The 26029-nt window shown below is 62.6% G+C and carries 30 protein-coding genes; 18 read left to right on the forward strand and 12 right to left on the reverse strand.

Going from position 1 to position 26029, the window contains the following annotated elements; genetic code table 11:
- Positions 1-211: acyl-CoA dehydrogenase family protein (locus tag ACESNB_RS16015; protein WP_373009117.1), on the forward strand; the 211-nt coding region annotated here is incomplete at its 5' end.
- Between the two features lie 21 nt (positions 212-232).
- Here the strand turns inward: ACESNB_RS16015 and ACESNB_RS16020 are convergent.
- Entirely contained in the window at positions 233-1117 is an 885-nt protein-coding gene (locus ACESNB_RS16020) for an N-acyl homoserine lactonase family protein (RefSeq protein WP_373009119.1), read from the reverse strand.
- Between the two features lie 35 nt (positions 1118-1152).
- Positions 1153-1554, reverse strand: a complete 402-nt coding sequence (hisI, locus tag ACESNB_RS16025; RefSeq protein WP_373009121.1) for a phosphoribosyl-AMP cyclohydrolase — start codon at positions 1552-1554, stop codon at positions 1153-1155.
- A 98-nt stretch (positions 1555-1652) separates the two neighbouring features.
- Here hisI and ACESNB_RS16030 point away from each other — a divergent pair, with 98 nt between their 5' ends.
- Complete coding sequence (locus ACESNB_RS16030; protein WP_373009123.1) at positions 1653-2483, forward strand: enoyl-CoA hydratase; 831 nt, start codon at positions 1653-1655, stop codon at positions 2481-2483.
- Between the two features lie 18 nt (positions 2484-2501).
- The gene (locus tag ACESNB_RS16035) at positions 2502-3413 is read left to right on the forward strand and encodes a hydroxymethylglutaryl-CoA lyase (protein WP_373009125.1); all 912 of its coding nucleotides are present in this window, start codon (positions 2502-2504) and stop codon (positions 3411-3413) included.
- Here ACESNB_RS16035 and ACESNB_RS16040 read toward each other — a convergent pair.
- Entirely contained in the window at positions 3410-4168 is a 759-nt protein-coding gene (locus ACESNB_RS16040) for a YebC/PmpR family DNA-binding transcriptional regulator (protein ID WP_373009127.1), read from the reverse strand. The genes ACESNB_RS16035 and ACESNB_RS16040 overlap by 4 nt on opposite strands.
- 138 nt (positions 4169-4306) lie before the next feature.
- Between ACESNB_RS16040 and ACESNB_RS16045 the strand changes: the two genes are divergently transcribed.
- On the forward strand, positions 4307-6286 hold the full coding sequence (locus tag ACESNB_RS16045; protein WP_373009129.1) for an alkyl/aryl-sulfatase: 1980 nt from the start codon (positions 4307-4309) through the stop codon (positions 6284-6286).
- A 50-nt stretch (positions 6287-6336) separates the two neighbouring features.
- On the forward strand, positions 6337-6762 hold the full coding sequence (locus tag ACESNB_RS16050; protein WP_373009131.1) for a DoxX family protein: 426 nt from the start codon (positions 6337-6339) through the stop codon (positions 6760-6762).
- Positions 6763-6773: 11 nt separating this feature from the next.
- Here the strand turns inward: ACESNB_RS16050 and ACESNB_RS16055 are convergent, their stop codons facing one another.
- Together ACESNB_RS16055 and ACESNB_RS16060 are read right to left on the reverse strand one after the other, a co-directional pair.
- The gene (locus tag ACESNB_RS16055; RefSeq protein WP_373009133.1) at positions 6774-7595 is read right to left on the reverse strand and encodes a YmdB family metallophosphoesterase; all 822 of its coding nucleotides are present in this window, start codon (positions 7593-7595) and stop codon (positions 6774-6776) included.
- Between the two features lie 89 nt (positions 7596-7684).
- The gene (locus tag ACESNB_RS16060; protein WP_373009135.1) at positions 7685-9340 is read right to left on the reverse strand and encodes a hypothetical protein; all 1656 of its coding nucleotides are present in this window, start codon (positions 9338-9340) and stop codon (positions 7685-7687) included.
- 65 nt (positions 9341-9405) lie between these two features.
- Between ACESNB_RS16060 and ACESNB_RS16065 the strand changes: the two genes are divergently transcribed.
- Positions 9406-10125, forward strand: coding sequence for a M48 family metallopeptidase (locus ACESNB_RS16065; RefSeq protein ID WP_373009137.1), 720 nt, complete (start codon positions 9406-9408; stop codon positions 10123-10125).
- Between the two features lie 172 nt (positions 10126-10297).
- Here the strand turns inward: ACESNB_RS16065 and ACESNB_RS16070 are convergent, their stop codons facing one another.
- From ACESNB_RS16070 to motA, 5 genes are all read right to left on the reverse strand, one after another.
- Positions 10298-12214, reverse strand: coding sequence for a cation:proton antiporter (locus ACESNB_RS16070; protein ID WP_373009139.1), 1917 nt, complete (start codon positions 12212-12214; stop codon positions 10298-10300).
- A gap of 42 nt (positions 12215-12256) precedes the next feature.
- On the reverse strand, positions 12257-12781 hold the full coding sequence (locus ACESNB_RS16075; protein WP_373009141.1) for a hypothetical protein: 525 nt from the start codon (positions 12779-12781) through the stop codon (positions 12257-12259).
- Positions 12782-12847: 66 nt separating this feature from the next.
- Positions 12848-13837, reverse strand: a complete 990-nt coding sequence (locus ACESNB_RS16080) for an endonuclease/exonuclease/phosphatase family protein (protein WP_373009143.1) — start codon at positions 13835-13837, stop codon at positions 12848-12850.
- A 58-nt stretch (positions 13838-13895) separates the two neighbouring features.
- Positions 13896-14318, reverse strand: coding sequence for a hypothetical protein (locus ACESNB_RS16085; protein ID WP_373009145.1), 423 nt, complete (start codon positions 14316-14318; stop codon positions 13896-13898).
- A 78-nt stretch (positions 14319-14396) separates the two neighbouring features.
- The gene (motA, locus tag ACESNB_RS16090; protein WP_373009147.1) at positions 14397-15293 is read right to left on the reverse strand and encodes a flagellar motor stator protein MotA; all 897 of its coding nucleotides are present in this window, start codon (positions 15291-15293) and stop codon (positions 14397-14399) included.
- Positions 15294-15456: 163 nt separating this feature from the next.
- Here motA and ACESNB_RS16095 point away from each other — a divergent pair, with 163 nt between their 5' ends.
- On the forward strand, positions 15457-15936 hold the full coding sequence (locus tag ACESNB_RS16095) for a hypothetical protein (RefSeq protein ID WP_373009149.1): 480 nt from the start codon (positions 15457-15459) through the stop codon (positions 15934-15936).
- A gap of 45 nt (positions 15937-15981) precedes the next feature.
- Positions 15982-17253, forward strand: a complete 1272-nt coding sequence (locus ACESNB_RS16100; protein ID WP_373009151.1) for an MFS transporter — start codon at positions 15982-15984, stop codon at positions 17251-17253.
- Here ACESNB_RS16100 and ACESNB_RS16105 read toward each other — a convergent pair whose 3' ends face one another.
- The gene (locus ACESNB_RS16105) at positions 17254-18612 is read right to left on the reverse strand and encodes a lytic murein transglycosylase (RefSeq protein ID WP_373009153.1); all 1359 of its coding nucleotides are present in this window, start codon (positions 18610-18612) and stop codon (positions 17254-17256) included. It lies immediately after the preceding gene.
- A gap of 112 nt (positions 18613-18724) precedes the next feature.
- Here ACESNB_RS16105 and ykgO point away from each other — a divergent pair, with 112 nt between their 5' ends.
- The 8 genes from ykgO (at position 18725) to ACESNB_RS16145 (ending at position 23747) form a co-directional block, all read left to right on the forward strand.
- Positions 18725-18850 (forward strand): type B 50S ribosomal protein L36, encoded by a 126-nt coding sequence (gene ykgO / locus ACESNB_RS16110; RefSeq protein WP_034736570.1) that lies wholly within the window; start codon positions 18725-18727, stop codon positions 18848-18850.
- Positions 18851-18881: 31 nt separating this feature from the next.
- Positions 18882-19493, forward strand: a complete 612-nt coding sequence (locus ACESNB_RS16115; RefSeq protein WP_373009155.1) for an HAD family hydrolase — start codon at positions 18882-18884, stop codon at positions 19491-19493.
- On the forward strand, positions 19493-20071 hold the full coding sequence (locus ACESNB_RS16120; RefSeq protein ID WP_373009157.1) for a tetratricopeptide repeat protein: 579 nt from the start codon (positions 19493-19495) through the stop codon (positions 20069-20071). The genes ACESNB_RS16115 and ACESNB_RS16120 overlap by 1 nt, the downstream gene beginning before the upstream one ends.
- Positions 20072-20076: 5 nt before the next feature.
- Positions 20077-21030 carry an alpha/beta fold hydrolase gene (locus ACESNB_RS16125; protein WP_373009159.1) on the forward strand — a complete coding sequence of 318 codons (954 nt, stop codon included), beginning with the start codon at positions 20077-20079 and terminating at the stop codon, positions 21028-21030.
- Positions 21031-21075: 45 nt separating this feature from the next.
- The gene (locus ACESNB_RS16130) at positions 21076-21336 is read left to right on the forward strand and encodes a DUF2312 domain-containing protein (RefSeq protein WP_340694120.1); all 261 of its coding nucleotides are present in this window, start codon (positions 21076-21078) and stop codon (positions 21334-21336) included.
- Positions 21337-21377: 41 nt separating this feature from the next.
- A complete protein-coding gene (locus tag ACESNB_RS16135) occupies positions 21378-21860 on the forward strand; it encodes a hypothetical protein (protein WP_373009161.1) in 483 nt (160 codons plus the stop codon).
- A gap of 27 nt (positions 21861-21887) precedes the next feature.
- Complete coding sequence (locus ACESNB_RS16140) at positions 21888-22772, forward strand: SDR family NAD(P)-dependent oxidoreductase (RefSeq protein WP_373009163.1); 885 nt, start codon at positions 21888-21890, stop codon at positions 22770-22772.
- Between the two features lie 87 nt (positions 22773-22859).
- The gene (locus ACESNB_RS16145; RefSeq protein WP_373009165.1) at positions 22860-23747 is read left to right on the forward strand and encodes an SDR family NAD(P)-dependent oxidoreductase; all 888 of its coding nucleotides are present in this window, start codon (positions 22860-22862) and stop codon (positions 23745-23747) included.
- Here the strand turns inward: ACESNB_RS16145 and ACESNB_RS16150 are convergent.
- Positions 23738-24022 carry a hypothetical protein gene (locus ACESNB_RS16150; protein ID WP_373009167.1) on the reverse strand — a complete coding sequence of 95 codons (285 nt, stop codon included), beginning with the start codon at positions 24020-24022 and terminating at the stop codon, positions 23738-23740. The genes ACESNB_RS16145 and ACESNB_RS16150 overlap by 10 nt on opposite strands.
- Positions 24023-24074: 52 nt before the next feature.
- Here ACESNB_RS16150 and ACESNB_RS16155 point away from each other — a divergent pair, with 52 nt between their 5' ends.
- Together ACESNB_RS16155 and ACESNB_RS16160 are read left to right on the forward strand one after the other, a co-directional pair.
- On the forward strand, positions 24075-24959 hold the full coding sequence (locus tag ACESNB_RS16155; RefSeq protein WP_373009169.1) for a DMT family transporter: 885 nt from the start codon (positions 24075-24077) through the stop codon (positions 24957-24959).
- A gap of 46 nt (positions 24960-25005) precedes the next feature.
- The gene (locus ACESNB_RS16160; protein ID WP_373009171.1) at positions 25006-26028 is read left to right on the forward strand and encodes an SDR family oxidoreductase; all 1023 of its coding nucleotides are present in this window, start codon (positions 25006-25008) and stop codon (positions 26026-26028) included.
- Position 26029: the final 1 nt, after the last annotated feature.

The following is a 26029-nucleotide window of genomic DNA, read 5'->3' on the forward strand; positions in this document are numbered from 1 at the left end:
CCTCGAAGCTGGCATGGCGAAACTGCTCGCGGCCCGCGTCGCTTGGGCAGCTGCCGACAATGCGCTACAGATCCATGGCGGCAACGGCTTCGCGGTCGAATACCCGATCAGCCGCCTGCTGGCCGATGCCCGCATCCTCAACATCTTCGAGGGCGCTGGCGAAGTGCAGGCCATGGTGATTGCGCGCCGCCTGCTCGAAGGCGGGAACTGAGCCCCGCCTTCGGCGCCACGCCTAGCGGATTACTCCGCCCAGCGGTTCGATATCAGCCGGTTCGTGCTGGATGATCACCTTGGCGCCAAGGCGTTCGGCGCGCGCTTCGAACGCATCCATCGACGCCAGCGTGTCAGGTTCGCTGGAATTGAAGCGGGGCACGCGCTTAAGTTCACGGCTTTCGGTGCGGTGATAGAGGTCTCCCGTCAGCAGGACAGGGCCGCTTTCCGGCATCATCAGCTGAAGTGAGGAATGGCCAGGCGTGTGGCCAGGAGTCTGGAAGATCACGACCGAGCCGTCACCGAACACGTCATACTCGTCGCCAATGACCAGTTGCTCCATCGGGTTGAACATGGCGAAGGTCGGCGCAAGGCTCGGATCATATGGCCCAGACCCATCCGGCGGGAACATCGCGTCCTTTTCCTTCTGGTTGACCAGCCAGGTCGATCCCTGAACCTGGTCGATCTGGCCGATATGATCGAAATGGCTGTGCGAGATGGCTACGTAATCGATTTCCGACGGCACGATATCATGCTCTGCCAACTGGTCCGTGATCGACGTGTCCATCGAGACTGTGAACACGCCTTGCGTGTTCTCACCATTGCCGACCAGCATGCCTGGCAGGCCGAGGTCCCAGAGCAGCATGCCTTTCGGATGGTGGACTAGGAAACACGTATCGGTCAGCGTGTCCGACTGGCCGGCATAATCACCGGCCGACGAGAAGATATCGAGATCGGACACCGTGATCGTGCCACAGTCGAGCACGGCGACATGAAGCGGCTTTTCCGCCGCGGTCGTTTCTGCCTCGGCAGGTGCGGCTTCGGGCGCAGGTGCTTCGGTCTTCGGCGTACAGGCCGACAGCAGCGCCGCCGTGGATGCCGCGATAAACAGATGTGTCAGGCGCATTGTGTTTTCCCTCAGGTTTGATCCTTGAGGCGAGACTAGTCGGGATTCGTGTCCGACGAAAGCGTCTGGCCATCGGAGCCGACCGCGCGGTAGAAACAGCTGTCCCGCCCCGTATGGCAGGCCCCGCCGGTCTGGCGCACGCGCAGCAAGACGGCGTCCTGGTCGCAATCGACTCGCACTTCGACCACCGCCTGCGTGTGGCCGGAGGTTTCGCCCTTCACCCACAATGCCCCGCGCGAACGGGACCAATAGGTCGCCCGGCCCGTGGCAAGCGTGGCGGCGAGCGCTTCGGCATTCATCCAGGCAAGCATCAGGACTTCGCCGCTGGCAGCATCCTGCGCAATGGCGGCGATCAATCCGTCAGCATTGAATTTGGGGCGCAGCTCAAGCGTTTCGTCCTGTGCACTGCCCTGCAGGGGGGGAGAATAGTCAGTCATGGCGTCCGGTGTCCCATGAATGATGCCAAGGTCAAGCCCTGCTGCCCTTTTCCGTCAAACCGGTCTAGACTGGTCAAAACAATCGGAGGAGACGCAGCATGGCTGCCTATACGCAAATTCTGGAGACGCAGAAGGACGGCGTCCTGACACTGACACTGAACCGTCCCGAGCGCCTGAACGCCTGGACCCCCGTCATGCAGATGGAACTGGAAACGGCCATAAGGGCAGCGGGCGACAATCCGGAGGTGCGCTGCATCATCATTACCGGCGCGGGCCGCGGCTTTTGCGCCGGGGCCGACATGAACCATCTCCAGGACATCCAGGACGACACAGGCGGCGCAGCCGAGACGGCCACAGCGGGCGTCGCACGCCCTGCGCCCACCGGTCTCGAGAAGGTCTATGATGGCCGGTTCGGCTATCTCTATGCCTGCCCCAAGCCCATCATCGCGGCGATCAATGGCCCATGCGCTGGCATCGGCCTCGTCTTTTCCCTGTTTGCCGACCTGCGCTTCACGACCGACGACGCGAAGTTCACAACGGCCTTTTCCCAACGCGGCCTGATCGCAGAGCACGGCATCGGCTGGCTATTGCCGCGCCTCATCGGAGAAGCAAACGCGCTCGATCTCCTGTTCACGGGCCGCAAGTTCACGGGCGCCGAAGCCGCAGACCTCGGCCTGGTCAACAAGTCGCTGCCCGCTGGCGAGCTGATGCCACACGTCCAGGAACTGGCGACCTTCCTCTCAACGCAGGTATCGCCGCGCTCTCTTGCGGTCATGAAACGGCAGGTCCGGGCGGCCTATTTCCAGTCCTATACCGAGAGCCTGGCCGAAGCAGATGTTGAAATGGCGGCCAGCTTCACGACATTCGATTTCAAGGAAGGTGTCGCGAGTTTCGTTGAGCGCCGCGCGCCAGCATTCCAGGGCAAATAGGCAGGAAAAGCAGATTCCATGATACGCCGCATTGATATCGTAGAGGTCGGCCCGCGCGACGGGCTGCAGAATGACCCGGCCAACCTGACGGTCGACCAGAAGCTGGAATTCATTTCCCGGCTTGAGGACGCGGGTGTGCGCCGCATGGAATCGGGCAGCTTCGTCAATCCAAAAGCGGTACCGAAAATGGCCGATTCCGCCGCCGTGTTCGCAGGCCTCGACCGGTCGCGCCCGACCAGGCATATCGCCCTTGCCCTGAACGAAAAAGGCGTCCGGCGCGCCATCGATGCCGGAGCCGACGAGATCAATTTCGTGCTGGTCGCGGGCGAAGGCTTCGGCCGGCGCAACCAGGGCATGAGCCCGCAGGACAGCGCCGACATGCTGGCCCAGTGCGCACCGCTCATCCTCGAAGCGGGAATTCCGCTGTCGGCCACGATCTCGGTCGCGTTTGGCGATCCTTATGATGGCGATGTCGATATCGCCGTCGTCGGTAATCTCGCCGCACAGGCCCAGCGGGCAGGCGTTAACGAACTCGCCCTCGGCGATACGATCGGCGTGGCGACGCCTTGGGACGTGCGCGCGCGGATCGAGCGCGTCCGCATGGAAGCGCCGGACGTGTTCTTGCGCATGCACTTCCACGACACGCGCGGGGCGGCCCTCGCCAATGTGGCCGCCGCCGTGGACGCGGGCGTGGATGTGATCGATGCCAGTTGCGGCGGCATAGGCGGCTGCCCGTTCGCGCCTGCTGCGACGGGCAATGTCGCCACTGAAGACGTGGTCTACATGCTGGAGCGCGCCGGTTTCGACACCGGGCTCGATCTCGGCAAGCTGATTGAAACGGCCCATTGGCTGGAGAAAGTCCTCCAGCACCCGGTGTCATCGTCGCTCAGTCGCGCGCACGCGTTTCCGCCAACGAAGGTGTCCGCCTAGGCGTCGCCGAGGCGGGCCGCTTCTTCATCCGACAGTTCGGAATTGTCATAGACGTTCTGCACGTCATCGAGCTCGTCGAGCACATCGAGCAGTTTCATCAGCGTATCCGCAGGATCGCCCTCGACCGGATTAGTGTTCTGCGGCTTCCAGATCAGCTTGGTTGATTTCGCTTCCACGTCAGCGCCGAAATGTTCGGCCAGTGCGTCGGCGACAGTCTGGAGCTCTTCGCGCTCGGTATAGATAAAGTGGGATTCTTCGTCGGATTCCACGTCCATCGCACCCGCCAGGATAGCCGCTTCCATCACTTCGTCTTCGGTGCCGACGCTGCCCGGATACTCAATCTCGCCAACCTGGTCGAAACCGAAGGACACCGAGCCGGTTTCACCAAGATTGCCGCCATTCTTCGAAAAGGCCGTGCGCACGTCGGTCGCCGTACGATTCTTGTTGTCGGTTGAGGCCTCGACAATGATGCCCACGCCGCCCGGCCCGAAGCCCTCGTAGCGCATGTCGACATAGTCTTCGCCGCCCCCGCCCACGCCCTTGTCGATGGCGCGCTGGATATTGTCCTTCGGAACCGACTGTCCCTTGGCGTTCTGGATGGCGAGGCGCAGGCGCGGGTTTCCGTCCGGGTCAGGGCCGCCCATCTTGGACGCGATAGTGATCTCTTTCGACAGACGCGCAAAGCGAACAGCGCGTTTCTTGTCCTGCGCACCTTTGCGGTGCTGGATATTTGCCCATTTACTATGGCCGGCCATGAAAACCTCTTGGGGGTCGGGAACGTGAAGCGTGGCCTTTAGCGTAGGATGGCTAGACTTCCAAGCGTCGCGGCGTCAGCCCTTGCAGAGGTCCGTCAAATCTTCGAAGTTACAAAAAACTCCTGGGAGGAGACCAAGATGCGCCAACGCATGTTCTGGCTGTGCGCCATTGTCCTGTCCGCCTGCTCCGGTGACGCCCCAGCGCCCGACCTTCCCGCCCCGCCACCGGCAGGCGTCGCCACGAATGCAACCCGGGCCGCCAACACCGCGCTCGCTGCGCGGCTGCCACTGGACGAGCAGAGCGATGTCGAAGATGCCAGCCGGGGCCGCATCGCCTTCATCGACGCCCCCGCCATCCTCAATGCCGAGGGCGGCGTCGTCTGGTCGATCCAGCAATTCGATTTCCTGCAAGGCGACGCGCCCGACACGGTGAACCCGTCGCTGTGGCGCCAGTCGCGGCTTGCCGCCGAGCACGGCCTGTTCGAGGTGGGTCCCGGCATCTGGCAGGTACGCGGCTATGACCTGTCGGTGATGAGCGTGATCGAAGGCAAGACCGGCTGGATCATCGTCGACCCCCTGACCAGCGTGGAAACCGCCGCCGCGTCACTGAAACTCGTCAATGACACGCTCGGCACAAGGCCCGTCACCGGCCTCCTCTACACGCACAGCCATGCCGACCATTTCGGCGGCGCGCGCGGAGTGATCACCGAGGAAGACGCCAAGGCCCGCAACGTGCCGATCCTGGCCCCCATCGGTTTCCTCGAGCATGCCGTCAGTGAGAACCTGATCGCCGGCAACCAGATGAGCCGCCGCTCGACCTTCATGTTCGGCAACACAATTGCCCGTAGCCCGACAGCCCATGTCGGCTCCGGCCTTGGCCCCGGCCTGCCGCAAGGCACGATCAGCCTGATTGCCCCGACCGAAGAGATTGCCGGTTGCGGCACACAGCGCGTCGTCGATGGCGTGACGTTCGAATTCATCGACGCGGCGGGCACCGAAGCGCCCGCCGAATTCATGTTCTACCTGCCCGAACGCCGCGCCCTGTGCACGGCAGAAGTCGTCACCGCCACGTTCCATAACCTGTTGACCCCGCGTGGCGCCAAGGTGCGCGATGCGCTCGGCTGGACGCGGGCCATCGACTATGTACTTGAGACCTATGGCGACAAGTCCGACTTTGTCTTCGCCTCGCACCACTGGCCGACCTGGGGTGAGGAAAACGTCGCCAGCCTGCTGACGCACCAGCGCGACATCTACCGCTATGTCCACGACCAGACGTTGCGCAACGCCAATGCGGGCGCAACCATGTTCGAGGCTGCCGAAGCCGTCAGCGAACCTGCTTTCGAAAGCGAAGCAGATGCCTTCAATACCCGCGGCTATTACGGCACGCTCAATCACAATGCCAAGGCGGTCTACCAGTATTATTTCGGCTGGTGGGGCGGCGTTCCGGCGGAGTACAACAAGCTGCCGCACGTGGTCACGGCGGCCCGCTATGTCGAGGCGATGGGCGGGCCCGACGCCACGCTGGCGCTCGGCGCAAAAGCCTTCCACGCGGGCGATTTTCGCTGGGCAGCCGAAGTCTTCAACCATGTTGTCTTTGCCGACCCGGATAACGAGACGGCCCGCAACTGGCTCGCTGCCGCCTATGAACAGCTCGGCTTCCAGGCCGAGAGCGGCGCATGGCGCAGCTATTACCTTGTCGGCGCGAACGAATTGCGCAACGGTATTCCCAGCCTCGGCAACCCACAGCTTGGCAATGCCGAATTCCTGCACGCCGTCGATACGCTCGACCTGATGGATTCCCTCGCCGCCCGGTTCAACCCTGAAAAGATGACAGGTGATCCGTTCGCGGTGAACCTCGTCTTCCCCGACCGCGGCGAGGCGGTGACTCTCCGGATCGGCAAATCGGTCATGGTGCCGCGCAAGGGCGCCAGCGAGAATGCCGCCGCGACCCTGACAATCGATCGCGCCGTGTTCGATCTCGTGCTGCTTGGCCAGACGACCCTGCCCGAGCAACTCAAATCGGGTACTGCCGCCGTCGAGGGCAGCCCGCTGATGCTCGGCGCCTTCTTCGGCACGCTCGACCGGCCGGACTTCTGGTTCCCGGTGGTGACGCCCTGACGCTGATCAGGACGCTCGAAGACTTTGACACAGCGAGAGGGAACACAGTGATGGACGACACAAAAGCCAAATGGGAGGTACTGACCGGTCGGGCCTTGCTAGGCCTGTATTTCCTGGTGCCGGGGATCATGAAATTCCTCGCGCCTGACATGCACGTCGCGCTGATGGAGCATCACGGCGTTGGTTTTGCCCCGCCGCTCATGTGGTTCGCCGCGGTGGTCAACGTCGCAGGCGGACTGGCCCTGATCAGCGGGTGGCACGTACGGATCGTGGCATTCTGCTTCGTGGCCTACATTCTTCTGGTGAATGCGCTGCTGCATGATTTCTGGAATTTCAGCGGCATCGAAGGCGCGCACGAAATGCAGAATTTCATCAAGAACCTCGGAATCCTGGCGGGCCTGCTCGTGCTGGTCGGTGCGAGCAAGCGCCGCCCAATTTCCCTGACGAACTGGTGGAAATCAGACCGCACGGTGTGACGCCCAAGCGTTTAAGCCGGCACCTGCTCGCTCAAACGCCCGCCCATCCGGATGGGCTCGATGCGCACGGCCAGCCCTGTTGCGTCATCCGTCTCGACATAAGTGCCGCACAGCGTTCCATCGCCCAGCGCGGGTTGGTAGCGCTCGCCCGGCAGCTGGGTGATGAACCGGTTCAACGAGTTCTGCTTCTGCATGCCGATGACGCTGTCATAATCGCCGCACATGCCGGCATCGGTCTGGTAGGCCGTGCCGTTCTCCAGGATCATCGTGTCGGCGGTCGGCACATGCGTATGGCTGCCGACAACGAGGCTGGCGCGGCCGTCACAATGGTGGCCCATGGCCATCTTCTCGCTGGTCGCCTCGCAATGCATGTCGACGATGATGGCATCCGCAACGGCACCGAGCGGCATGGAATCGAGTGCCTCGTCCACGGACGCGAACGGGTCGGGCAGGCTCTGGCGCATGAACACATTGCCCTGCACCTGCACCACGCCGACGCGGCGCCCGTCCGGCAGGGAAAACAGGTGCGCGCCCTTGCCCGGCGCATTCGCCGCCAGCGGATAATTGAACGGGCGCAGCAGGCGCGGTTCGCGCTGGATATAGGTCAGGGCCTCGCGCTGGTCCCAGGCATGGTCGCCCAAGGTCAGGCAATCGGCGCCAGCGGCGAAGAACTCATTCGCAATGGCTTCGGTCAGGCCAAACCCGCCAGCGGAATTCTCGGCGTTGACCACGACGAAATCGAGCCGCAGCCGTGCCTTCAGCCCGGGCAAATACTCTAGCACAGCAGCCCTGCCGGGCTTGCCGACGACATCTCCAAAGAATGCGATTTTCATGGTCGCAAGCCTATGCCCTGTCCGGCGGACAAAGAAAAGCGCGCGCCTCCAGCTGGAGACGCGCGCTGACCATTTGGTCAGGGCCGGGCCTATTCGTTGGTGGCGCTGAAACCGAGGGCTGTCTTGGTCAGGACCGACGGATCTTCCATTTCGGCGAAATCCGCCACACGTAGCGGCGTCAACGGCGCCACCGAGATCGTCAGCGTCTTCGGATCGGTCAGGAAGCTGGACAGCGCGGCAGATGCCTCGCTCGCCAGTTCGGGGTCGATACCGGCGCCTGCCGCCATCATTGGCATCATTGCCATCATGCCTGCCGTCTGGCTGCGCAGCTGCTGGGGGTCTTCTCCCGACTGCGCAGCATAGGCATTGAAGGCCCGGTTGGCGAAGCCGTCATCGTCAAATGACAGCTGGAAATTGTGGACCAGCAGCTTGTCGAGGGCGTCCTGCATGAGGGCACCCGGATCGGACTGACCCTCTTCTGCCATGGTCTTAGCCTGAGCGGCGGCAACGGCGCTAGCGCCTTCATACTTGCCCGAGAAATCAAGCCGGAAACCGTCATCCAGCTTCCAAAAATTCTTGCCCTTCGCGATCGTGACCATGTCCTTGTCGGGATCGTAGGTCTGCTCGCCCTGGCCGCTAAGCTCGAGCTTCTCATAGCCCAGGAGCGCGAGCTGCGAGCCGAATTTCTCGCCAAGCTCGCCTTCGCCCGTGCCGAGCGTCATCTTGAACGGATCCGTCGCGACCTTCACGGCCCGGCCCTTCTTGTCACGCGTCACCTTGGAGCTGAGCTTTGGCATGTCGAAACTGGCACCCGAGATGGCGACCTTGAGATCGTCTATCGACACGGAATCATAACCCGGATTGGCCGGATCGTTCTGGAGCATCTCGAACAGGCCGGACTGCATGCCCTTGGCCGCCTCGCCGTTTGCCATATCGTTGAACATTCCGAGATTCGCGCCCCGGATGTCGACGCCGCCAAGGCTGGCCGTCAGGTCGGTATCATCCTTGGGGTCGGTCAAGTCGAGGCTGAGGCCCTTCATGGCCATCCGCGCGACTTTCTCATCCTTCAGGCCAAGCATTTCGACCGAGGAGACAAGGAACGCGCCCTTCTGGCCTTCTTCCTCGTCAATCTGGAAATTGACATCATTCATTGACCAGAGATCGAAAGAAAGCGCCTTGCCTTCGGGCATGTCCACCGCTTCGCCCTTGCCGAACAGGCTGGCAATCCAGGCCGCTGTTTCGGGCGAAGGATTGACCAGTTCCATCGACTTGATCTTGCTCGATCCGTGCACTTCTTCGGGATTCTTTGGAACGAAGGTGATGTCTGACAGCACGACGCGCGAGAAATTCGGCTGACCGTCGATCATGCCAAGGCCCTCGAACTCCATTGTGCCGGCCTTCAGGTCAGCGCCCTTGAGGTGAAGCTCGCCATCGTCATCATCAAGGCTGACACCTTCCACACTGTCATCGTCCGACGATAGGAGGGTCACGTCCTTAAAGACAGCCTTGGCGCCCTTGATGTCACTGCTGGCAAAACTGACCCGGCCCGCACCGGACTGGGTCAAAGACATTGCACTCAGCACCTGACCGGCAGTTGCTGGGTCTCCTTTACGGAGTTTGATCTTCTTCGTTTTGTCCTGGGAATATTCGATTCCGGCCTGGCTGGCGCCATCCTGGTCCTTGTTTTTGTCACCGCATGCCGTAAGCAAAGCGAGGGCGGCAACGCCTGTCAGCAGATATTTCATCTTTGGTCCCTTTATTGAATAACTGCGAGCAGGTGTCCCCGACGCGTCTCTTGAGAGTTTGATACATGGCATACAACAATGGCCAGACAATGACACTGAAGGCGCCGAATGGTTCGCGCATTGTGGTACGATTTGAAGTAAATTCCAAGGCGCGACGGCTGATTTTGCGGCTGGACGAACGCCGGCGTGAGGCCGTTGCGGTCGCCCCAAGTAACCGTCAGATCAAGGATGCTGCTGCATTTGCTGCAGAACGGGTCGAATGGATCTCCACGCGCCTCCAGCATTTGCCCGAAATCGTTCGCTTCGAAGAAGCTGAAATCATCAGTTTTCGCGGCGAACCCTGCCAACTCACGGCAAATGGCGACACCCGCCTGCCCAAGATGTGGCCCGGCGACCCCCTGCTGCTCAGCGCGCCGGGTGATCCGGAAACGCTACCATCGCGCGTGACGCGCTACCTCAAAAAGCAGGCAAAGACCGATCTGACCCGGTCGCTCAACCGTCACATTGAGACGTTAGGCGTTGAATATAAATCAATTTCTGTGAAAGACACCCGCTCTCGCTGGGGATCGTGCACATCGGACGGGCAACTCTCCTTTTCGTGGCGCCTGGTCATGGCGCCGCCGAAAGTGCTCGACTATGTCGCCGCGCATGAATGCGCCCACATTCTCGAGATGAATCATTCGCCGAAATTCTGGGCACATGTCTCCCGATGTGTCCCGGACTGGAAGCGCCAACGCGCCTGGTTGCGTACCCACGGCGCCGGACTTCAATCGGCTGGGGAATAATCCGCTGGCTGAAGGTAAAGCCGGGCGCCATATCCCGGCCAGAAGTCCCCATACTGAAAATAAATTTTGAAAGCGCCCGCTCACTATCGAAGTGCGATCCTGGATTTGATATAGGGACTTAGAAAGCGTCCATTCATAGGTCTGTTTTTAGGATCGAGACCTTTGGAGCGCTTCAGCCTGCCTGAGCAGCCGCAAGTTCCTTCTCGGATTCGGTCGGCCTCGCCGGACCAAAGCTGATCAGGGTCACGCCCTCGCCGCCCTTCGGCTCGCGATTGGGACCGAGGAAAGTGACCGTGCCGTCAGGCCGCACTTCGGCAATCAGGTCAGCCTTTTGCCGGTCTTCGCGAAATTCCTCGAGGCCGTATTCGTCGGTCAATTTCGTCTTGCCGAACGTCCAGCCGCGAAAATGATCCCGGATCAGGCTGTCGTAGCCCCGCCCGCGCCGGATCAACGTGCGCCCGCGTGTACCCATGCCGATGGCGCGCGGATCCTCGTCCTCGGTATCCTGCGCGGACAATTGGTAGACCTTGTGACGGCCGAGCTCCGGCGCAAAATGCCCCGACACAAGCGCATTATAGGGCTCGTTCGCCGACAGGCCGATCACCTGGTCGAAGGCAGAATGGTCCAGGCGCACCTCGGCATCCTCTGACAGGACCTCCCCGAAGAACGTATTCAGGCCGGCTTCGCGCGCCGGGCGCAGGCGGCGCCAGTTATTGTCAGCCAGGATGGGCTCGACGCCAGCGCTCTGCAGCGCTTTCGCAAGGTCGATGCTCCACGGGTTGACGCCCACAAACAGCACGCCCGGCTTGTCCTTGCGGGCAAGACCAAGCCGCCGCGCCAGCGGCCCGATGGTAAAGCCGTGCAGCACCACGGTGGCGAACACCATGGCAAAGGCGAGCGGCGTGATCTGTTCAGCGCCGGAGAAATAGAACTTGCTGTCGCCGCGGCGCCCGAGGTCTTCGAGCAGAGTCGCAAACAGGCTGGAGACCGCCACCGCCACGATCCCGCGAGGCGCGATCCAGCCGAGCAACAGGGCTTCATTGCGCTTCAGCGTGCCGTAGGTGGATATCCAGACCGAAAGCGGCCGCACGACGAGCATCATGACCGCGAGAAAGGCGAGTGTGCGCCAGGTCAGCGCGTCCTGGATCACAGCGGGTTTCAGGTTCGCCGTGAGGATCACGAACACGCCGGAGACCAGCAGGACCGCAATATCTTCCTTGAATTTCCGCAGCTCGGCGATTCCGGCAAGCCGTGAATTGGCGAGCGTCATGCCATAGGCCGTCACCGCGACGAGACCGATTTCCTTCTCGATCTGCTCGGCCAGCGCATAGCAGAGGATGATCGAGGCAAAGATGATCGGCGCTTTCAGGTATTCCGGTGTCCACCCGGCCCGGAAGGCCCGCACAATGGCCCAGCCGAACGCAATGCCGAGCGCCACGCCGAGCGCGGCAGCAAATACGATCATCGCGCCCTTGCCGAGAATCGACTCGCCGGTTGCCGCCACGCTGATGATCTCGAACGAGGCCACCGCGAAAAGCGCGCCGATCGGGTCGTTGACGATTCCTTCCCATTTCAGAAACGCACCCGCCTTGCCACCCAGTTTCGACTGACGCAGCAGCGGCATGATCACGGTCGGTCCGGTAACCACCATTACGCCCGCAAACACAATGGAACTGGACCAGTCGAGCCCGGCCGCGTAGCGCGCCGCAAGCGTACCAAGCCCCCAGGCCAGCGGCCCGCCAATGAACACCATACGCCGCACGGCCGCGCCCGCATCACGCAGGTTCTCGAATTTGAGGACAAGCCCGCCCTCGAACAGGATCACGGCAACCGCCAACGACACGATGGGCCGCAACAGGTCATTGCCGCCACCATTGAACACGCCTTCGGGATCCAGCAGCGGTTCACCGAATATAACGGCCCAGAGTGGCCCGGCTGCCAGGCCAGCCAGCGCCATAAGCACGATTGCCGGGGCCTGCAGGCGCCAGGCCAGCCATTGCGCGCCGATTCCGAGCGCCCCGATCAACGCACACGCGAAGATCAGCTCGCTGGATCCAGCACCCGCGAGAGCAAAGTCCATATGGTTCATGCGTGCCCTATCAGCTCAACCGCTCGATAATCCTCACCCGCATTAAGCAGGGTGAACCTTGATGTCATCCGCAAAGTCAAAGCCGATCCCCCGGGTTCCGTAGTCGCCAACCTTGTAGCGCTCGATATTTTCCGCAAACCAATTGATCACATGTGAATAGACATGCTGATAAAAAGGCTCGGGGTCCTTGTCCCTGAGCGGCAGGTGGAATTCATATTCGGCGCCGTCCTCGATCTGGACGATGAATACCTCGCCAACCTTCCGGCACTCCATGCTCACCCGCAGCCAGTCGGCCTGGCGCGACACGCGAACGGCAAGGCCGAACGCAATCGGCACCAGCGGCCGGAATCCCCGTGGTGGCAGCGAAAACGCTCCGTCACCGTGCGGTTTGGGCTCAAATGCGCCTGTCGGCGGCACGAGATGGACGCAAATACCGTCAGACGCGCCGATATAGTCGCACAAGCCCGCCCGCACTTCTTCAGCGAGCGAACGGATGCGATTGTAATTCTCGGCGGCGAGCGCCTGGTATGTTTCAACCGTGGAGATCAGTTCATCGAAACGCGACAATGGGCATGGCCTCCAGCCTGGGCAGGTCAGATATGTACGAAAGACTAGGCTGATAAGGTCCGGCCTTCAAACTTTAAGGTCGCCGCCATCGGGCAATGGTCGGATGCCTTGGGCACCATCCAGCCGATTCCGGGGAACCTGAGCCCGGTATACCGGGCGGCATGATAGGGCGAACCGGCCCGGATTATGCGCGTTGCCGGCGCCGGATTCTGGGCCGCAAGGCGTGGCGACAGGAACATATGGTCGAGGGGCTCCATAGACATCGTCCTCCGGATAGTGGTGCGTCCAGCGGCCAAGCGGATCATGTATCGCGCGCAAGGCGAGATCCACGGCAAAGCCGTCGTCCAGCAAGGGACCGAAACCCGAATTTCCGACCGCCACGCCATCTACTTGGCGATAATCGTTGAAGTCACCGAGAATGACCCAGTCTTCCTCCTCCGGGCGCTCAAACCGGTTCCGGATCACCTGGCGAACCGCTTCTGCTTCAGCCTCGCGCACGCCTCGGGTCCTGTCGCGCCCGCCGTGCATCGACTTGAAATGGCAGACGAACAGGGTCAGCGCCCGCCCGTCCTTGACGACATCCACTTCAAGGCAGTCGCGGCGGAAGGCATAATCGTTCACGCCGCGGCCCTCTGGCGGGACAACCCCGAGCGCGCCGAACGTCGATCGCGCGTGGCTGCGCCGGAAGATCACCGGCAGACGCGACAGCAGTGCCACATCGATCCCGCGTGTATCATTGCCTTCGTGCAGCACGCGTTCACCGAACGCACTGCCGGCCCACCTTGCAATGTAGCGGGTGTCGAACGCCGTCAGCGTAACCAGGTTTTCGACTTCCTGCAGGGCGCAGACATCCGCCTCGGTCGCCACCAGCGCCTGCGCGGTCAGGGTCCGGTCGTCCTCGGACAGCACATTGAAGACAGAATCCACCTGTTCGGCGACCTGAACATTGTCGACTTCTGTCAGGCGCTGGCGCGCATTGGCGATGCCGGCGCGGCGAAAGTCCCAGCGCATCATCAGGTTTTCGCAATTGAAGGTCGACAGGCGTATGTCAGGCATGGTGCGGGCACTCGCCCGCGCCTGCCCGCCGCATCAATGCAATCTGTGTGGAACCTGCTTAGGCCGCCGTCTCGGCTTTGCTGGCAGCCTTGCGGTCATCTTCCAGCCGGTACCAATAGAGCTGCAGGCCGCAATAGGCGAGCACGATGCCAAGATTGGTCGAGGCCAGCGTGCCATAGTCCTGGCCACGTGCAGGCTCGAGAATCAGCTCGATAAAGGTCGCAAATCCCAGAGTGATCACCGCCGCCGTGCCGGACCGGCGCAGGCCGATGGTCAGCGCAACCCAGATTGTCAGTGACGCAAAGGCCACCATGCGGAAAATATGGTCTTCCACGCCGATCACGCCGCCTGAATTATAGGCTGTCGCTTTCAGGGCGACAAATATCGCGATCAGGCCCGTCAGGCCCGTGGCGACCATTTTCAGGTTGCCTGAAACCCAGTATTTGCGTTGGGGGAGCATTTCTACAGCTGTATCTGACATTGCTATCACCTCGTCCATGCGGATCGAGCGACTGTCTCAGAACCGAATTTCGCGACCGTTAAGCAATCGTTGCGAATTTCAGGCCGCTGTTCGTGACTTGGCAACGAATCGCGAGACGCTCAGCGCCCGTTCCAGCGTCGACGGGTCCGGCTGGAGGGCGGGTGGAATGGTCGTGCGGCCCATTTCCAGCGCAATTCCCGGCTGCAGCCCCTCGGCATAGGCGCCCAGGACCGACCGGATCACGTCCAGGAAGCGCGCATCCTCCTCGACAATCTGTCCGAAGCGGGCGGCAACAGGCCCGACCAGGCCATAAGCGAGAAACACGCCAAGGAATGTGCCCAGCAGCGCCGACCCGATCATCGCGCCCAATATGGCTGGCGACTGGTTGATCGATCCCATGGTCCGGATAATGCCGAGGACGGCGGCCACGATACCCAGCGCCGGCAGGGCGTCCGCCAGCGTGTGCAGGGCGCCCACCGCTTTCATGCGCTGGTCGAGATAGACGGCAATCGACTGGTCCATCCGGGCCTCTGCACGGGCCGGATCGGACAGGTCCAGCGCCATCAGCCGGAAAGCATCGCAGACCATGCCACTCGGCGCATCATCATCAAGTATCCGGGGCGCCGCCTGGAAGACCGCAGAATTCTCCGGGTCCTCGATGTCGGATTCGATCGCCACGAAACCGCCCTGACGCGCCTTGCGCATCAAAGTGCCGAGCAGCACCAGCAGGTCTTGGTAGTCATCACGTCTCCATTTGGCGCCGCGGAACGCCTTGGCGAATCCGCCAAGCGCCTCGCGCGACACGCTGAGAGAATTGCCGATCAGCACCGTGCCGACAGCCGCGCCGCCAATCAGCGCCAGCTCGAATGGCAGCGCATGCATGGCCGCACGCCCTCCGGTCAGCACAAGGCCGCCGAAAACAAGGACAATGACGAGAACGAGGCCGACAAGTTGCGCCAAACCGATACCTTTCAAGGCGATGACAGCCTGCACTCTGCGCAGAAGGGTGTTAACCCTGCGTTTCTTTCGGCCCGCCTGGCATGCGCCTGTACCGGGCGGTTGATCGGTCCCGGCGGTGCACGTATCAATAGGCCGGAGCGTCATCGGGGGGGTGGCGCACAGGAGGCCGTTCCAGCCCATGCGCATTTTCCTCGCCGCCATCGCGTTTTCCGCCGTCGCCGCGCCGTGTGTCGCGCAGCAATACGCCGCCAATGACGGCTACCGCGTCTGCGCAGTCGAGCAGACCGAACAGGGACGCGCCGTCGTCAGGACAACCTGCGGCGATGTTCAGCGCCCCGATATTCCAGCAGCGCTCACATCGCTGGCAGAACTTGAAACCGCGCGCGCGGTGCGCGAATCCTTCACCCAGGAGATCGACACCTACGCGACGTGCGTCTCCGATTTCATAGGATCCTATCGCCGGCCCGGTGGCGACGCCGCCAGCCTTGCGCCAGACCAGGCCGCCTGCGCGCATTCGTGGGCCGAGGAACAGGCGACCGAAGCGGTGCGGGCATTTGGTCGCGCCTGCATCGACTTTTCCAACCGTTCAATGATGGATTCCCGCCTATCGCCCTGGTCCGGCGAGTGCTACCCCCCCGTCTCCGGAGACAAGGGATAAGTCTCCCGCTGGACATTTTCACCCCTCCAGTCGATTGGTCTAGACATGACCCAGACAGTCGATCCCCTTCAAGATGTGCCGCGGCCCGAACGTCGCGGCGCTTTCTTTTTGCTGTTCTTTTCCCTCATGGCCATCGGTGCCGGCAACACGATGCTGATCGCTGCCGTGCTGCCACCAATGACCCGCGAACTGAACCTGCCCGATTGGATGGCGGGGTCCATTTTCGCACTGTCGGCTTTCTGGTGGTCGGTCACATCGCCCTTCTGGGGCAAGAAATCGAACCGCTGGGGCCGGCGCCCGGTCGCTGCCATGGGGCTTGCCGGTTACGGCCTGTCGATGACGCTCCTCCTGGTCTTCGGCTGGCTCAGCCTCAACCATATGATCACGGGCACGGCGCTGGTTTTCATTTCCCTTGCCGCGTCGCGCTCCATTTTCGGCCTGCTGGGATCAGGTGCGAGCCCGGCCGCGCAGGCCTATGTCGCCGACAGGACGAGCCCGGCCGAGCGCCAGTCGGAAATCGCCTTCATCACATCCGGCTTCAGCGTCGGCACCGTGATCGGCCCCGCTGTCGCTGCGGCGCTTGTCGCAACTGCCGGCCTGCTCAGCCCGCTGGCCGTCACCGCCGTGATCGCCTTCACCATGTCGGCGCTGATCTGGTTCCGCCTGCCGGAACAACGCGCACCCGTCACCGACGCAACACAATACGATGATGAAACCGGCGCCCACGGCCTCTGGCGCTCGGGCACGGTCCTGCCCTTCCTCGTCTTCGCTGTCTGCCTGTCGCTGACAACCGGCATCCTGACCCAGGTTTTCGTGTTCACCGTGATGGACCGGATGGGCGTGTCAGGTCGGGAGGCCGCGCAATTCACCGGCCCCGCCTTCACCGTCGGCGCCCTTGCCGTGCTGCTCGCCCAGCTCGTGCTGATCCCGCGCCTCAAGATGCGGAACAAGACGCTCATGATGGTCGGCTGCGTGCCGCTTTTCCTCGGCGCGATCATTCTTGTGTTCGCGCGCGACTATGCCAGCCTCATCCTCGCACAATTCTGCATCGGCCTCGGTCAGGGCCTCGCCCGGCCCGGCTTCTCCAGCGGCGCATCGCTGGCGGTCTCGCCGCAGCTTCAGGGCAACGTCGCCGGGCTCGTGATCTCGGCCAATGGCATGGGCTTTATCATCACGCCCTTCTTCGGCCTGTTCCTGTATGAATATGTGAACCCGCACCTGCCCTTCGTCATCTGCGCGGGCCTGCTGGTCTTCATGGTCCTGTTTGCCCGGTTCGGCCTGAAGGATGGTGTCGGCGAGTATGCCGAGGCCGATTGATCAGCTCGGACCGTCGGTCGCCGAGGACACACCCACGCCGCTGCTGCCGCCATCGGTCACCAGTGCCAGCATCTCCTTGGTCGGATAGCCGTCGGCCACCAGTCCGCGCGATGTCTGGAAGCCCATCAGCGCCAGTTTCGTCTGGCGGCCCGGAATGCCGTCCACGGGCCCGGCGCTGAACCCTCGCCCGTTGAGGCCGGCCTGCAGCGCCTTGATATCCGCCACCGACAGGGGCCTCAGGTGGGTCGGCCAGGGCGTGACCGGTCCGCTTTCACCGATGACAGCATTGCCCGCCATGCCGACCGCAAAGGCATAAGAGTCGGCGTTGTTATAGGCCTTGAACACTTTGAAATTGCTGAACAGCAGGTATTTCGGTCCCTCGGCGCCCGCCGGCAGCCAGAGTTGCGAGAAGTCCGCTCCGCCAGTCTCGAAGGGTCCGCCCGTAATCGGCACCAGTCCTGCCGCCCGCCACGTATCCATGCGCCGCTCATTGCCATCGGCCAGGCTGAAGTCGAACCCCGTCGGCACGGCCACTTCGATTCCCCAAGGCTGGCCCATCGCATAGCCGAATTTCTTCAGGTAATTGGCCGCCGACGCGAGCGCGTCGCCTTCGTTCTTCCAGACGTCCTTGTGTCCGTCGCCGTCGAAATCCTCGGCATAGGCCAGATAGCTGGACGGCATGAACTGCGTCTGTCCCATAGCCCCGGCCCAGCCCGCGACCAGGTCCGAGCGTTCGGCATCGCCGCGCTCGACCATTTTCATCACGGCGAACAATTCCTTCTCGGCGAAGGCTCGCCGACGCCCCTCGACCGCCATGTTGGCGAGCACGTTGCCGGCATCGAAATTGCCGATAACCGCGCCATAGCTCGTTTCCATGCCCCAGATCGCGACCAGGACTTGCCGGTCGACGCCATAACGCGCCTCGAGGTCGGCGAACATCTCAGGGTGGATGGCGAGGCGCTCCCGGCCATTGCTGATCCGGCTCTCGCCGAGCGGCACCTTGAGATAATCCCAGATTGGCTTGGCAAACTCGGCCTGGTCGCTGATGCCGGTGGCGGCGACCTGGAGATTGGACCCCAGCCAGAGCGGGATCGGCTCGATGCCGGTGAGCAGCGATTCCACCAGTGCCCGGTCATGGCCTGCTTCCAGCGCCCGGTTGGAGTAATCCGCGCGCCAGGCATCCATCTCGGCATGGCCTGACGATTTATAGGTGATGGGGCCTGTCTGCGGCGCAATGACAGGCGGATTACCCGTCACGGGCGGTTTCACCTCATGCGGGCCGGCAGCACATGATGCGAGAAGTCCCGTGAGGGCGGCGGCAGCCAGCCATTGCGTCCTGGCCATGCCATTCTGTATCATTGTTGCTCTCCGTCGGAATATAGGCGCGTGACAGCGCGCGTCCTTGACTCTGCTACCCGGATTCATTACTCGCACCGCTTTCCTAATATCACATGATCGTCAGGCTAGGCCCATGAAAGTCCGCTCGTCACTTAAGTCCCTCAAGGCACGTCACCGCGATTGCAAGATCGTGCGCCGTAAGGGCCGCGTTTACGTGATCAACAAGACCAACCCGCGCTTTAAAGCGAAACAAGCCTGAGCCGAAGATGAACAGGCAATGAGGCGGGAAAATGACCGTTTCGATTGTCCTGTTCGATCTCGGCCGCGTCGTGCTCGATTGGGAGCCATCGCGCCTCTATGACAAAATTTTTGACAATACAGACGCCCGGGATCACTTTCTGGACTCGGTCTGTACGATGGCTTGGCATATGTGCCACGATGCCGGGGTCAGCTTTGCCGACAATGCCGACGCGCTCATCGCCGACCATCCCGAACACGAATCCGAGATCCGCGCCTGGGGCAGGCGCTGGATGGAGATGTTCGACGGCTATATCGACGGCACGCCCGACCTGATCGAACGCCTGCATGCACGCTATGTGCCCCTCTACGCCCTCACCAACATGCCGACCGAGACCTGGCCCCTGATGCAGCAGCATTTCGGCCCGCTGCTGGACCGGTTCCGCCACGTCGTCGTTTCCGGCGACCTCGGCATGGTCAAGCCCGATCCCGCGATCTACCATCATACGCTTGAGGCAATTGGCCATCCGGACCCGGCGGCTATCCTGTTCATCGATGACAGCGCGCCCAATATCGCCGCCGCCGATGCGCTCGGCTTTGCCACCCACCACTTCACCGGCGCCGCCGGTCTCGAAGCCACACTCGCGCATCACGGCCTGATCTGATGCAACTTGGTGTTGCCGCCACGCGCTTCCCGGCCATATTGAACTTCATGTTCAAACGCTTGCTCCTCGCAGCCCTCGTCTTTGCCGGGCAGGCCGCCGCCGGGCCCTCGGACGAGATGTTCGAAAAACTCCACAATGCCCCCAGCGAAAGCGAAGCCAATGACGTCGCTCAGGACATCTGGGCCTCATGGATGGATTCCGGGTCGCCAACCGTCGACATGATCATACAGCGCGCGGTCGATGCCCAGACCGTCGGAGACTATGAAACCGCCCGCGCCTTCTATGACCGCGCCATCCTGATCGCGCCCGACTATGCTGAGGCCTGGAGCCGGCGCGCAGGTCTCTTCCTCAACGATGAAAACTTCCCCGAAGCCCTGCGCGACCTCAACGAGGCGCTGCGGCTCGAGCCCCGCCATTTCGGCGCATGGGCCGGGCTCGGCATCATGATGGAAGCCATGGGCGCAGAAAACGAGGCCCTCGAAGCCTACCGGCAGGCCCTCACGATCTATCCGTTCATGACCCAGGCCATGCAGGCCGAAAAGCGACTGTCCAAGGTCGCCGAAGGCCAGGGGCTTTGACGCGCATGTTCAGCCTTACCCTGCTTGCAGTCTCGTTCGTCAGCGTCGGTGGTTTCGGCGCCTGCGTGTCGAGCGCCGCCTATACGTCGAAGGTCCAGCAGGCGAACCCCGCCTCCACTGGCCAGATGCTGACCGTCAACGGCCATGGCGTGAATGTCCTCACCGCCGGCACGTCCGGCCCGCCCGTCCTGATGATCCACGGCGCCAGCGCCAATGCCCGCGAATTCAACTGGACGCTCGCCCCGCGCCTTGATGATGGCTACCGCGTCCTGATGGCCGACCGGCCGGGACATGGTTATTCCGAACGCTTCGCGGGTGCCGAACACCTCGAAGCGCAGGCCGCGCAGATGGCTGGCGTGCTCGACCAGATGGCACCCGGCGAAAAGGCCGTGATCGTCGGCCATTCCTTCGGCGGCGCGGTGGCGCTCCGCCTTGCGCTCGACCGGCCCGATCTCGTGCAAGGCCTCGTCCTCATCGCGCCCGTGACGCATGACTGGGGCGGCGGCGGACAGGCTTGGTATAACGGCCTTGCCGCAGCACCCATGGTCGGCCCGATGTTTACCCAGCTCGTGCCCACCGTCGGGCCGCAGCAGGTCCGCGCCGGCATTGACGGCGTGTTCGATCCTGCGCCCGTGCCGGAGAAATATTTCGAGCAGTCCGCCATCGGCCTGCTGTTTCGCCCGCCTAACTTCAGGGCCAACGCGCAGGACGTGCGCAGGCTCGAAGCCGAACTTGCCGAACAGTCGCGTCGCTACCCGGAACTGCGTGTGCCCATAACCGTCTTCTCCGGCAGCCAGGACACGGTGATTTCGCCGAAGCTCCATGTCGGCGAACTGAAGAAACAGGTCCCGGTCGATCTCGTGATCCTGCCGGACGAAGGCCACATGCCCCACCATGCCCACGGCGCGGATGTCGCGGATACCATTCGGCGACTGGCCACGGGCAGTGAGTCTCGCTAAGAGGCTCGGCCTGCCTGCCACCATATCGATTCGAGGATTACCTTCATGGAAGACGCTGCCGCCACGCACCTGACCGAGACCACCAAGGAAAAGCTTCGCCAGACCGTTTCGAAAATCGAGCGGCTGGAAGAGGAAAAGAAAGAGGTCGCCGAGCAGATCAAGGATATCTATGCTGAAGCCAAGGCCTTCGGCTTCGACGTCAAGGCGCTGCGCCAGGTCATCCGTCTTCGCAAAGTCGAAAAGGCTGACCGCGAAGAACAGGAAATGATGCTCGAACTTTACCTCATGGCGACCGGCGACGCCTGAATCAATTGGCCTTTGTGCCGGATTGAACTAACATCCCCACCATGTCCCGGGATGTCGACGAGCGTAAGAAACGTGCCGCCCTGCGCAAGGCCGCCGCCCTCGCCGAACACGGCCTTGGCCCCGAACTCTCCGATTGGGAGCGCCAGTTCCTCGAAGAGGTCGAAGAGCGCATCGAGACCTATGGTTCGGCCTTTGCCGATCCGGAGAAGGGTGCCGAAGGCGAGGCCCTCTCCAGCCTCCAGCGCATCAAGCTGAAAGAAATCGACAAGAAGGCGCGCGGCAAGGGCAAGTCCGGGTTCAAGTCGAAAGCGCGCCCGGCCTTCACGCCGCGTGTGCGCGACATCGCCGGCGAGGAGGAAGAGCCTCCCGTCGATGCGTCCGAACCACCCCCGTCCCGCCCCATGGCACCCCGGCTGGTGAACGCTTCCACACCCTCACCACCCCCGCAGGACACCCCGAGCACCCCCACGCCACGGCCCCGTTTTCGGGTAATCGAGGGCGGCAAGCAGACCGCAGACGACTGACCCTTTCCCCCAGACAAGAGGCGACACATGGCACTGGACACGACCCCCACCTCCCTCCGCACTGTTGTCGTGACAGGTGCCTCGACCGGCATCGGTGCCGCAACCGCCCGCCACCTCGCCGCGCAGGGCTGGTGCGTCTTTGCCGGCGTGCGCAAACAGGCCGACGGTGATCAGTTGAAGGACGGCGCCCTGGGCGATCTGCGCCCGATCCTGCTCGACGTCACCCAGCCTGGCAGCGTTGAATCGGCCGTCCAGACCGTCGCCGAAGCGCTTGGCAACGCCCGGCTCGCCGGTCTCGTCAATAATGCCGGCATCGCCAAGATGGGGCCGCTGGCAATCCAGCCATTGGCGGATTTCGAGGCCCACTTCGCCGTCAATGTGTTCGGCATGCTCCGCGTCACGCAGGCCTTCGTGCCCCTGCTCGGATCAGACAAGGTCCGGACCGGTTCGCCCGGCCGGATCGTCAATATCACCAGCGTTGGTGGCAGAATCGCGGCCCCCTTTCTCGGTGCCTACACGGCCACGAAACACGCCAATGAAAGCATGACCGACACATTGCGCCGCGAACTCCTGATCTACGGAATCGACGCAATCGCTGTGGGTCCCGGCTCGGTGAAGACCCCCATCTGGGACAAGGCGGAAGCGGCCAATGACGAACAGCCCTTTGCCAAAAGCGATTGGGGCGCGTCGCTGAAAACATTCCAGCAGGTCATGCTCGATGGCGGTCGCACCGGGTTGGATCCGGTCGAGATCGGCAGGGTCGTCCAGACCGCGCTGGAAGACCCGAAGCCCAAGGCCCGCTACGCGCCCGTGCCCAACAAGCTGACCAATTTCACGATCCCGACCCGCCTGCCAAAACGCTGGCTCGACAAGATCTTCGCCAGTCGGTTCGGCCTGCACGCACCAGACTAGGCGGCCCGGCCCCGAATCTTTTTCACCTTCCCTTGACGTCCCCGGCGGAAGCCCGGCGCATGGTGGGAAAAACGGGAGAATAACATAATGTCAGATCTCAGCGGCAAGATCGCCATCATCACGGGCGCCGCCAGCGGCATCGGCCTTGCGGGCGTCGAAGTCTTCGTCGCCGCAGGCGCGAAAGTCATCGCGGGCGACGTGCAGGACGAAAAAGGCAAGGCGCTGGAAACGCGCTTCGGATCAGACAAGGTTCGCTTCACCCATTGCGACGTCACCGACATGGGGCAGCTCGAAGCCCTCATGCAATCCGCCGTCGATGCCTTCGGCGGCCTTGATATCCTTTGGAATAATGCAGGCCATGGCGGCACGCCGACCGGCGTCGAAGACCTCGATCTCGAGGGCTATGACACCACGATGAACCTGCTCCTGAAACAGGTCTTCGCCGGCACCAAGTTTGCCGTTCCGCACATGAAAGCGCGCGGCGCCGGGTCGGTCATCAACACGTCATCGATCAGCGCCGTCTGCGCGGGCTATGCCCCGATCACCTATTCGGTCGCCAAGAAAGGCGTCGCGCATTTCTCGAAGCTGGCCGCTGGCGAACTCGCCAAGTACAAGATCCGGGTCAATTCGATCCTGCCGGGCTTCATTGCCACGTCTATCTTCGGCGCCTCCCTCGGCCTGTCGCGGGAACAGGCAGACCAGATGGCTGAAATGGTCGCCCAGAACGGCGGCAAGATGCAGCCCATCGGGCGCGTGGGGCGCGGCAACGACATTGCCGAAATGGCCGCGTTCCTGGCCTCCGATGCGGCTGGCTTCATCACCGGCGGTGAGTTCCTGGTCGATGGCGGGATGACCGTCGGACCGGTGCACAGCTGGAACGAGGAAGCGGCCGGGCCGCTCCTCGAAGCGCTAGGCCTCACGCCCGAACAGGCGGAGCAGATGCGCCTTGCTCAGGCGTCCGGTTCTCAATCCTGAACGACCGCGTCCAGACCCGGGACCGCTTCGACGGCCTGCAGCAGGTCCGCCAGCGTCGGCGCCCGGAAGACGCGGCGGCCGTGTTCGTCGGAAAGCACATAACCCCTGACCGTCTTAGTCAGGGGAAAGCGGCGCCAGTGGGCGCGGGTGCGGAAGATCCAGACCTGTTCCGGCGCCTCACCTGCGGTTGCCCAACCGGTCCACATATGCTCGATCGGCAGACGCCGCCACAGGCGGTCGATCTCGTCGATTTCCGAAGCGGTGAAGCATTCCATGCCGGCTAGTCCAAACTCTTCTGCAGCTCGCGAGGATAACCGCCCCCAACGGGTGCGCAACCTCGAAGGTGCGCTGTGGATGGCCGCGTCCGGCGTGGTATTCACGGCCTTCCTGACCCTCTCCAAGCTCCAGTCGGCCCATTACGATCCCGGCTTCCTCGCCTTCTGGCGCGCAGCGGTCGCTCTGATGATCACGCTGCCGATCATCTTCCAGCAAGGACTCGGCATCCTGCGGGTCCAGCAGCCCGGCATGGTCTTCGTGCGTAGCCTGTTCGGCACCCTAGGCTTCATCCTGAGCTTTTATGCCGTCTCCGATGCTGTCGGCCTGCCGCTGTCCGCCTTCAACGCGATCAGCTTCTCGCGGGCAATGTTCATCACAGTCATCGCTGCCCTAATCCTTCGCGAAACGGTCGGTTGGCATCGCTGGGGCGCCACACTGGCGGGCTTCGGCGGCGTCCTCATCATGACCCAGCCGCAATCAGGCGTCAGCCTTGGCACGCTCCTCGCGCTTGCCGCCGCTTTCTGCATGGCCGGCGCCATAACGCTGGTGAAAGTGCTATCGCGTCTCCACCGCCCGATGACGCTGCTGATCTGGGCCAACCTCCTGTCATCCATACTGTTGCTGCCCCTCGCGATCTGGAAATGGCCCGCTGTCGCGCCGTCGCTTCAGGACTGGAGCATGATCGGAGTAATGGGCCTTTGCGGCGCCGTCGGACAATACCTCTACATTCGCGGCATGAGCATTGGCGACGCATCCTTCCTCTCCCCCATCGACTATCTGCGCCTACCAATGGCGGCCCTGGTCGACTGGCTGCTGTTTCATCTCCTGCCCGGCCCCTGGACCTGGGCCGGCACGGCGATCATCATCTCGGCAACCTTCTACATCACGTTCCGCGAGCACCGGATGAGCGGCAAGGCCGTCGCGCCTCCCTTGTGAAAGATGGCGAGAGCGCTCATCATTCACGAAAATCAGGGAGGCTGCGATGGCCAAGGTACTCGTTACGGGCGCGACCGGATTCATAGCCGGGCACGTCATCCTTCAATTGCTGGATGCGGGCCATGAGGTGCGCGGCACGGCGCGCTCGGCCAGCAGCGCCGCCAAGCTCAACGAAACGCTCAGCAAATATGCTGGCAGGCCCATCGCAATAGAGCTGGTCGCCGCGAATCTGGAACGCGACGACGGCTGGGCCGAGGCGGTCGCCGGAATGGATTTCGTCCAGCATGTGGCCTCGCCTTTCCCGAGCGGAGTCCCGAAGGATCCTGACGAACTTATCCGACCGGCAACAGACGGCGCACTCCGCGTCCTGAAAGCCTCCCGGGCCGCCGGCGTGAAACGCGTCGTGATGACCTCGTCCATGGCGGCGATCGCCTATGGCTGGGGCGAGAACCGTCCTGCTGTCCTGACCGAGGAACACTGGTCCAATCCAGACAACCTGAAAGACAACACCGCCTATACGCGCTCCAAGACCATCGCCGAGCGCGCAGCCTGGGACTATATCAACGGCGAAGGCAAAGGCCTCGAACTGGCGGTCATCAATCCTGCTGTCGTGCTTGGCCCGGTGATGAGCGGCGATCTCTCAGCCTCGCTTGAACTCCTGACCATGCCCCTGTCGGGAAAAATCCCCGCCGTACCGCGCATCGGTTTCGGCATTGTCGATGTCCGCGATGTCGCCGCAGCGCAGGTCGCAGCGATGACCGTGCCGGGCGCAGCCGGCGAGCGCTTCCTCGTCTCGCAACCTTTTATGTGGTTCAGCGATGTCGCCGACGTGCTGCGCGAAGCCTTCCCCGCCTATGCGAAAAAACTTCCCAAAGGTACGATGCCTGATTTCATGCTGAAAATTGTCGCCGTCGTCAATCCGACCCTGAAACAGGTCATTCCGGAACTCGGACGGCAGCGCCAGACATCGAACGAGAAGGCCAAACGCGTCCTCGGCTGGCAGCCCCACACAGCGAAAGCGGCTATCATTGATGGCGCGCAAAGCCTGATCGACGCCGGTGTTGTCTGAC

Source organism: Hyphomonas sp. (assembly GCF_041689225.1).
GTDB lineage: Bacteria > Pseudomonadota > Alphaproteobacteria > Caulobacterales > Hyphomonadaceae > Hyphomonas.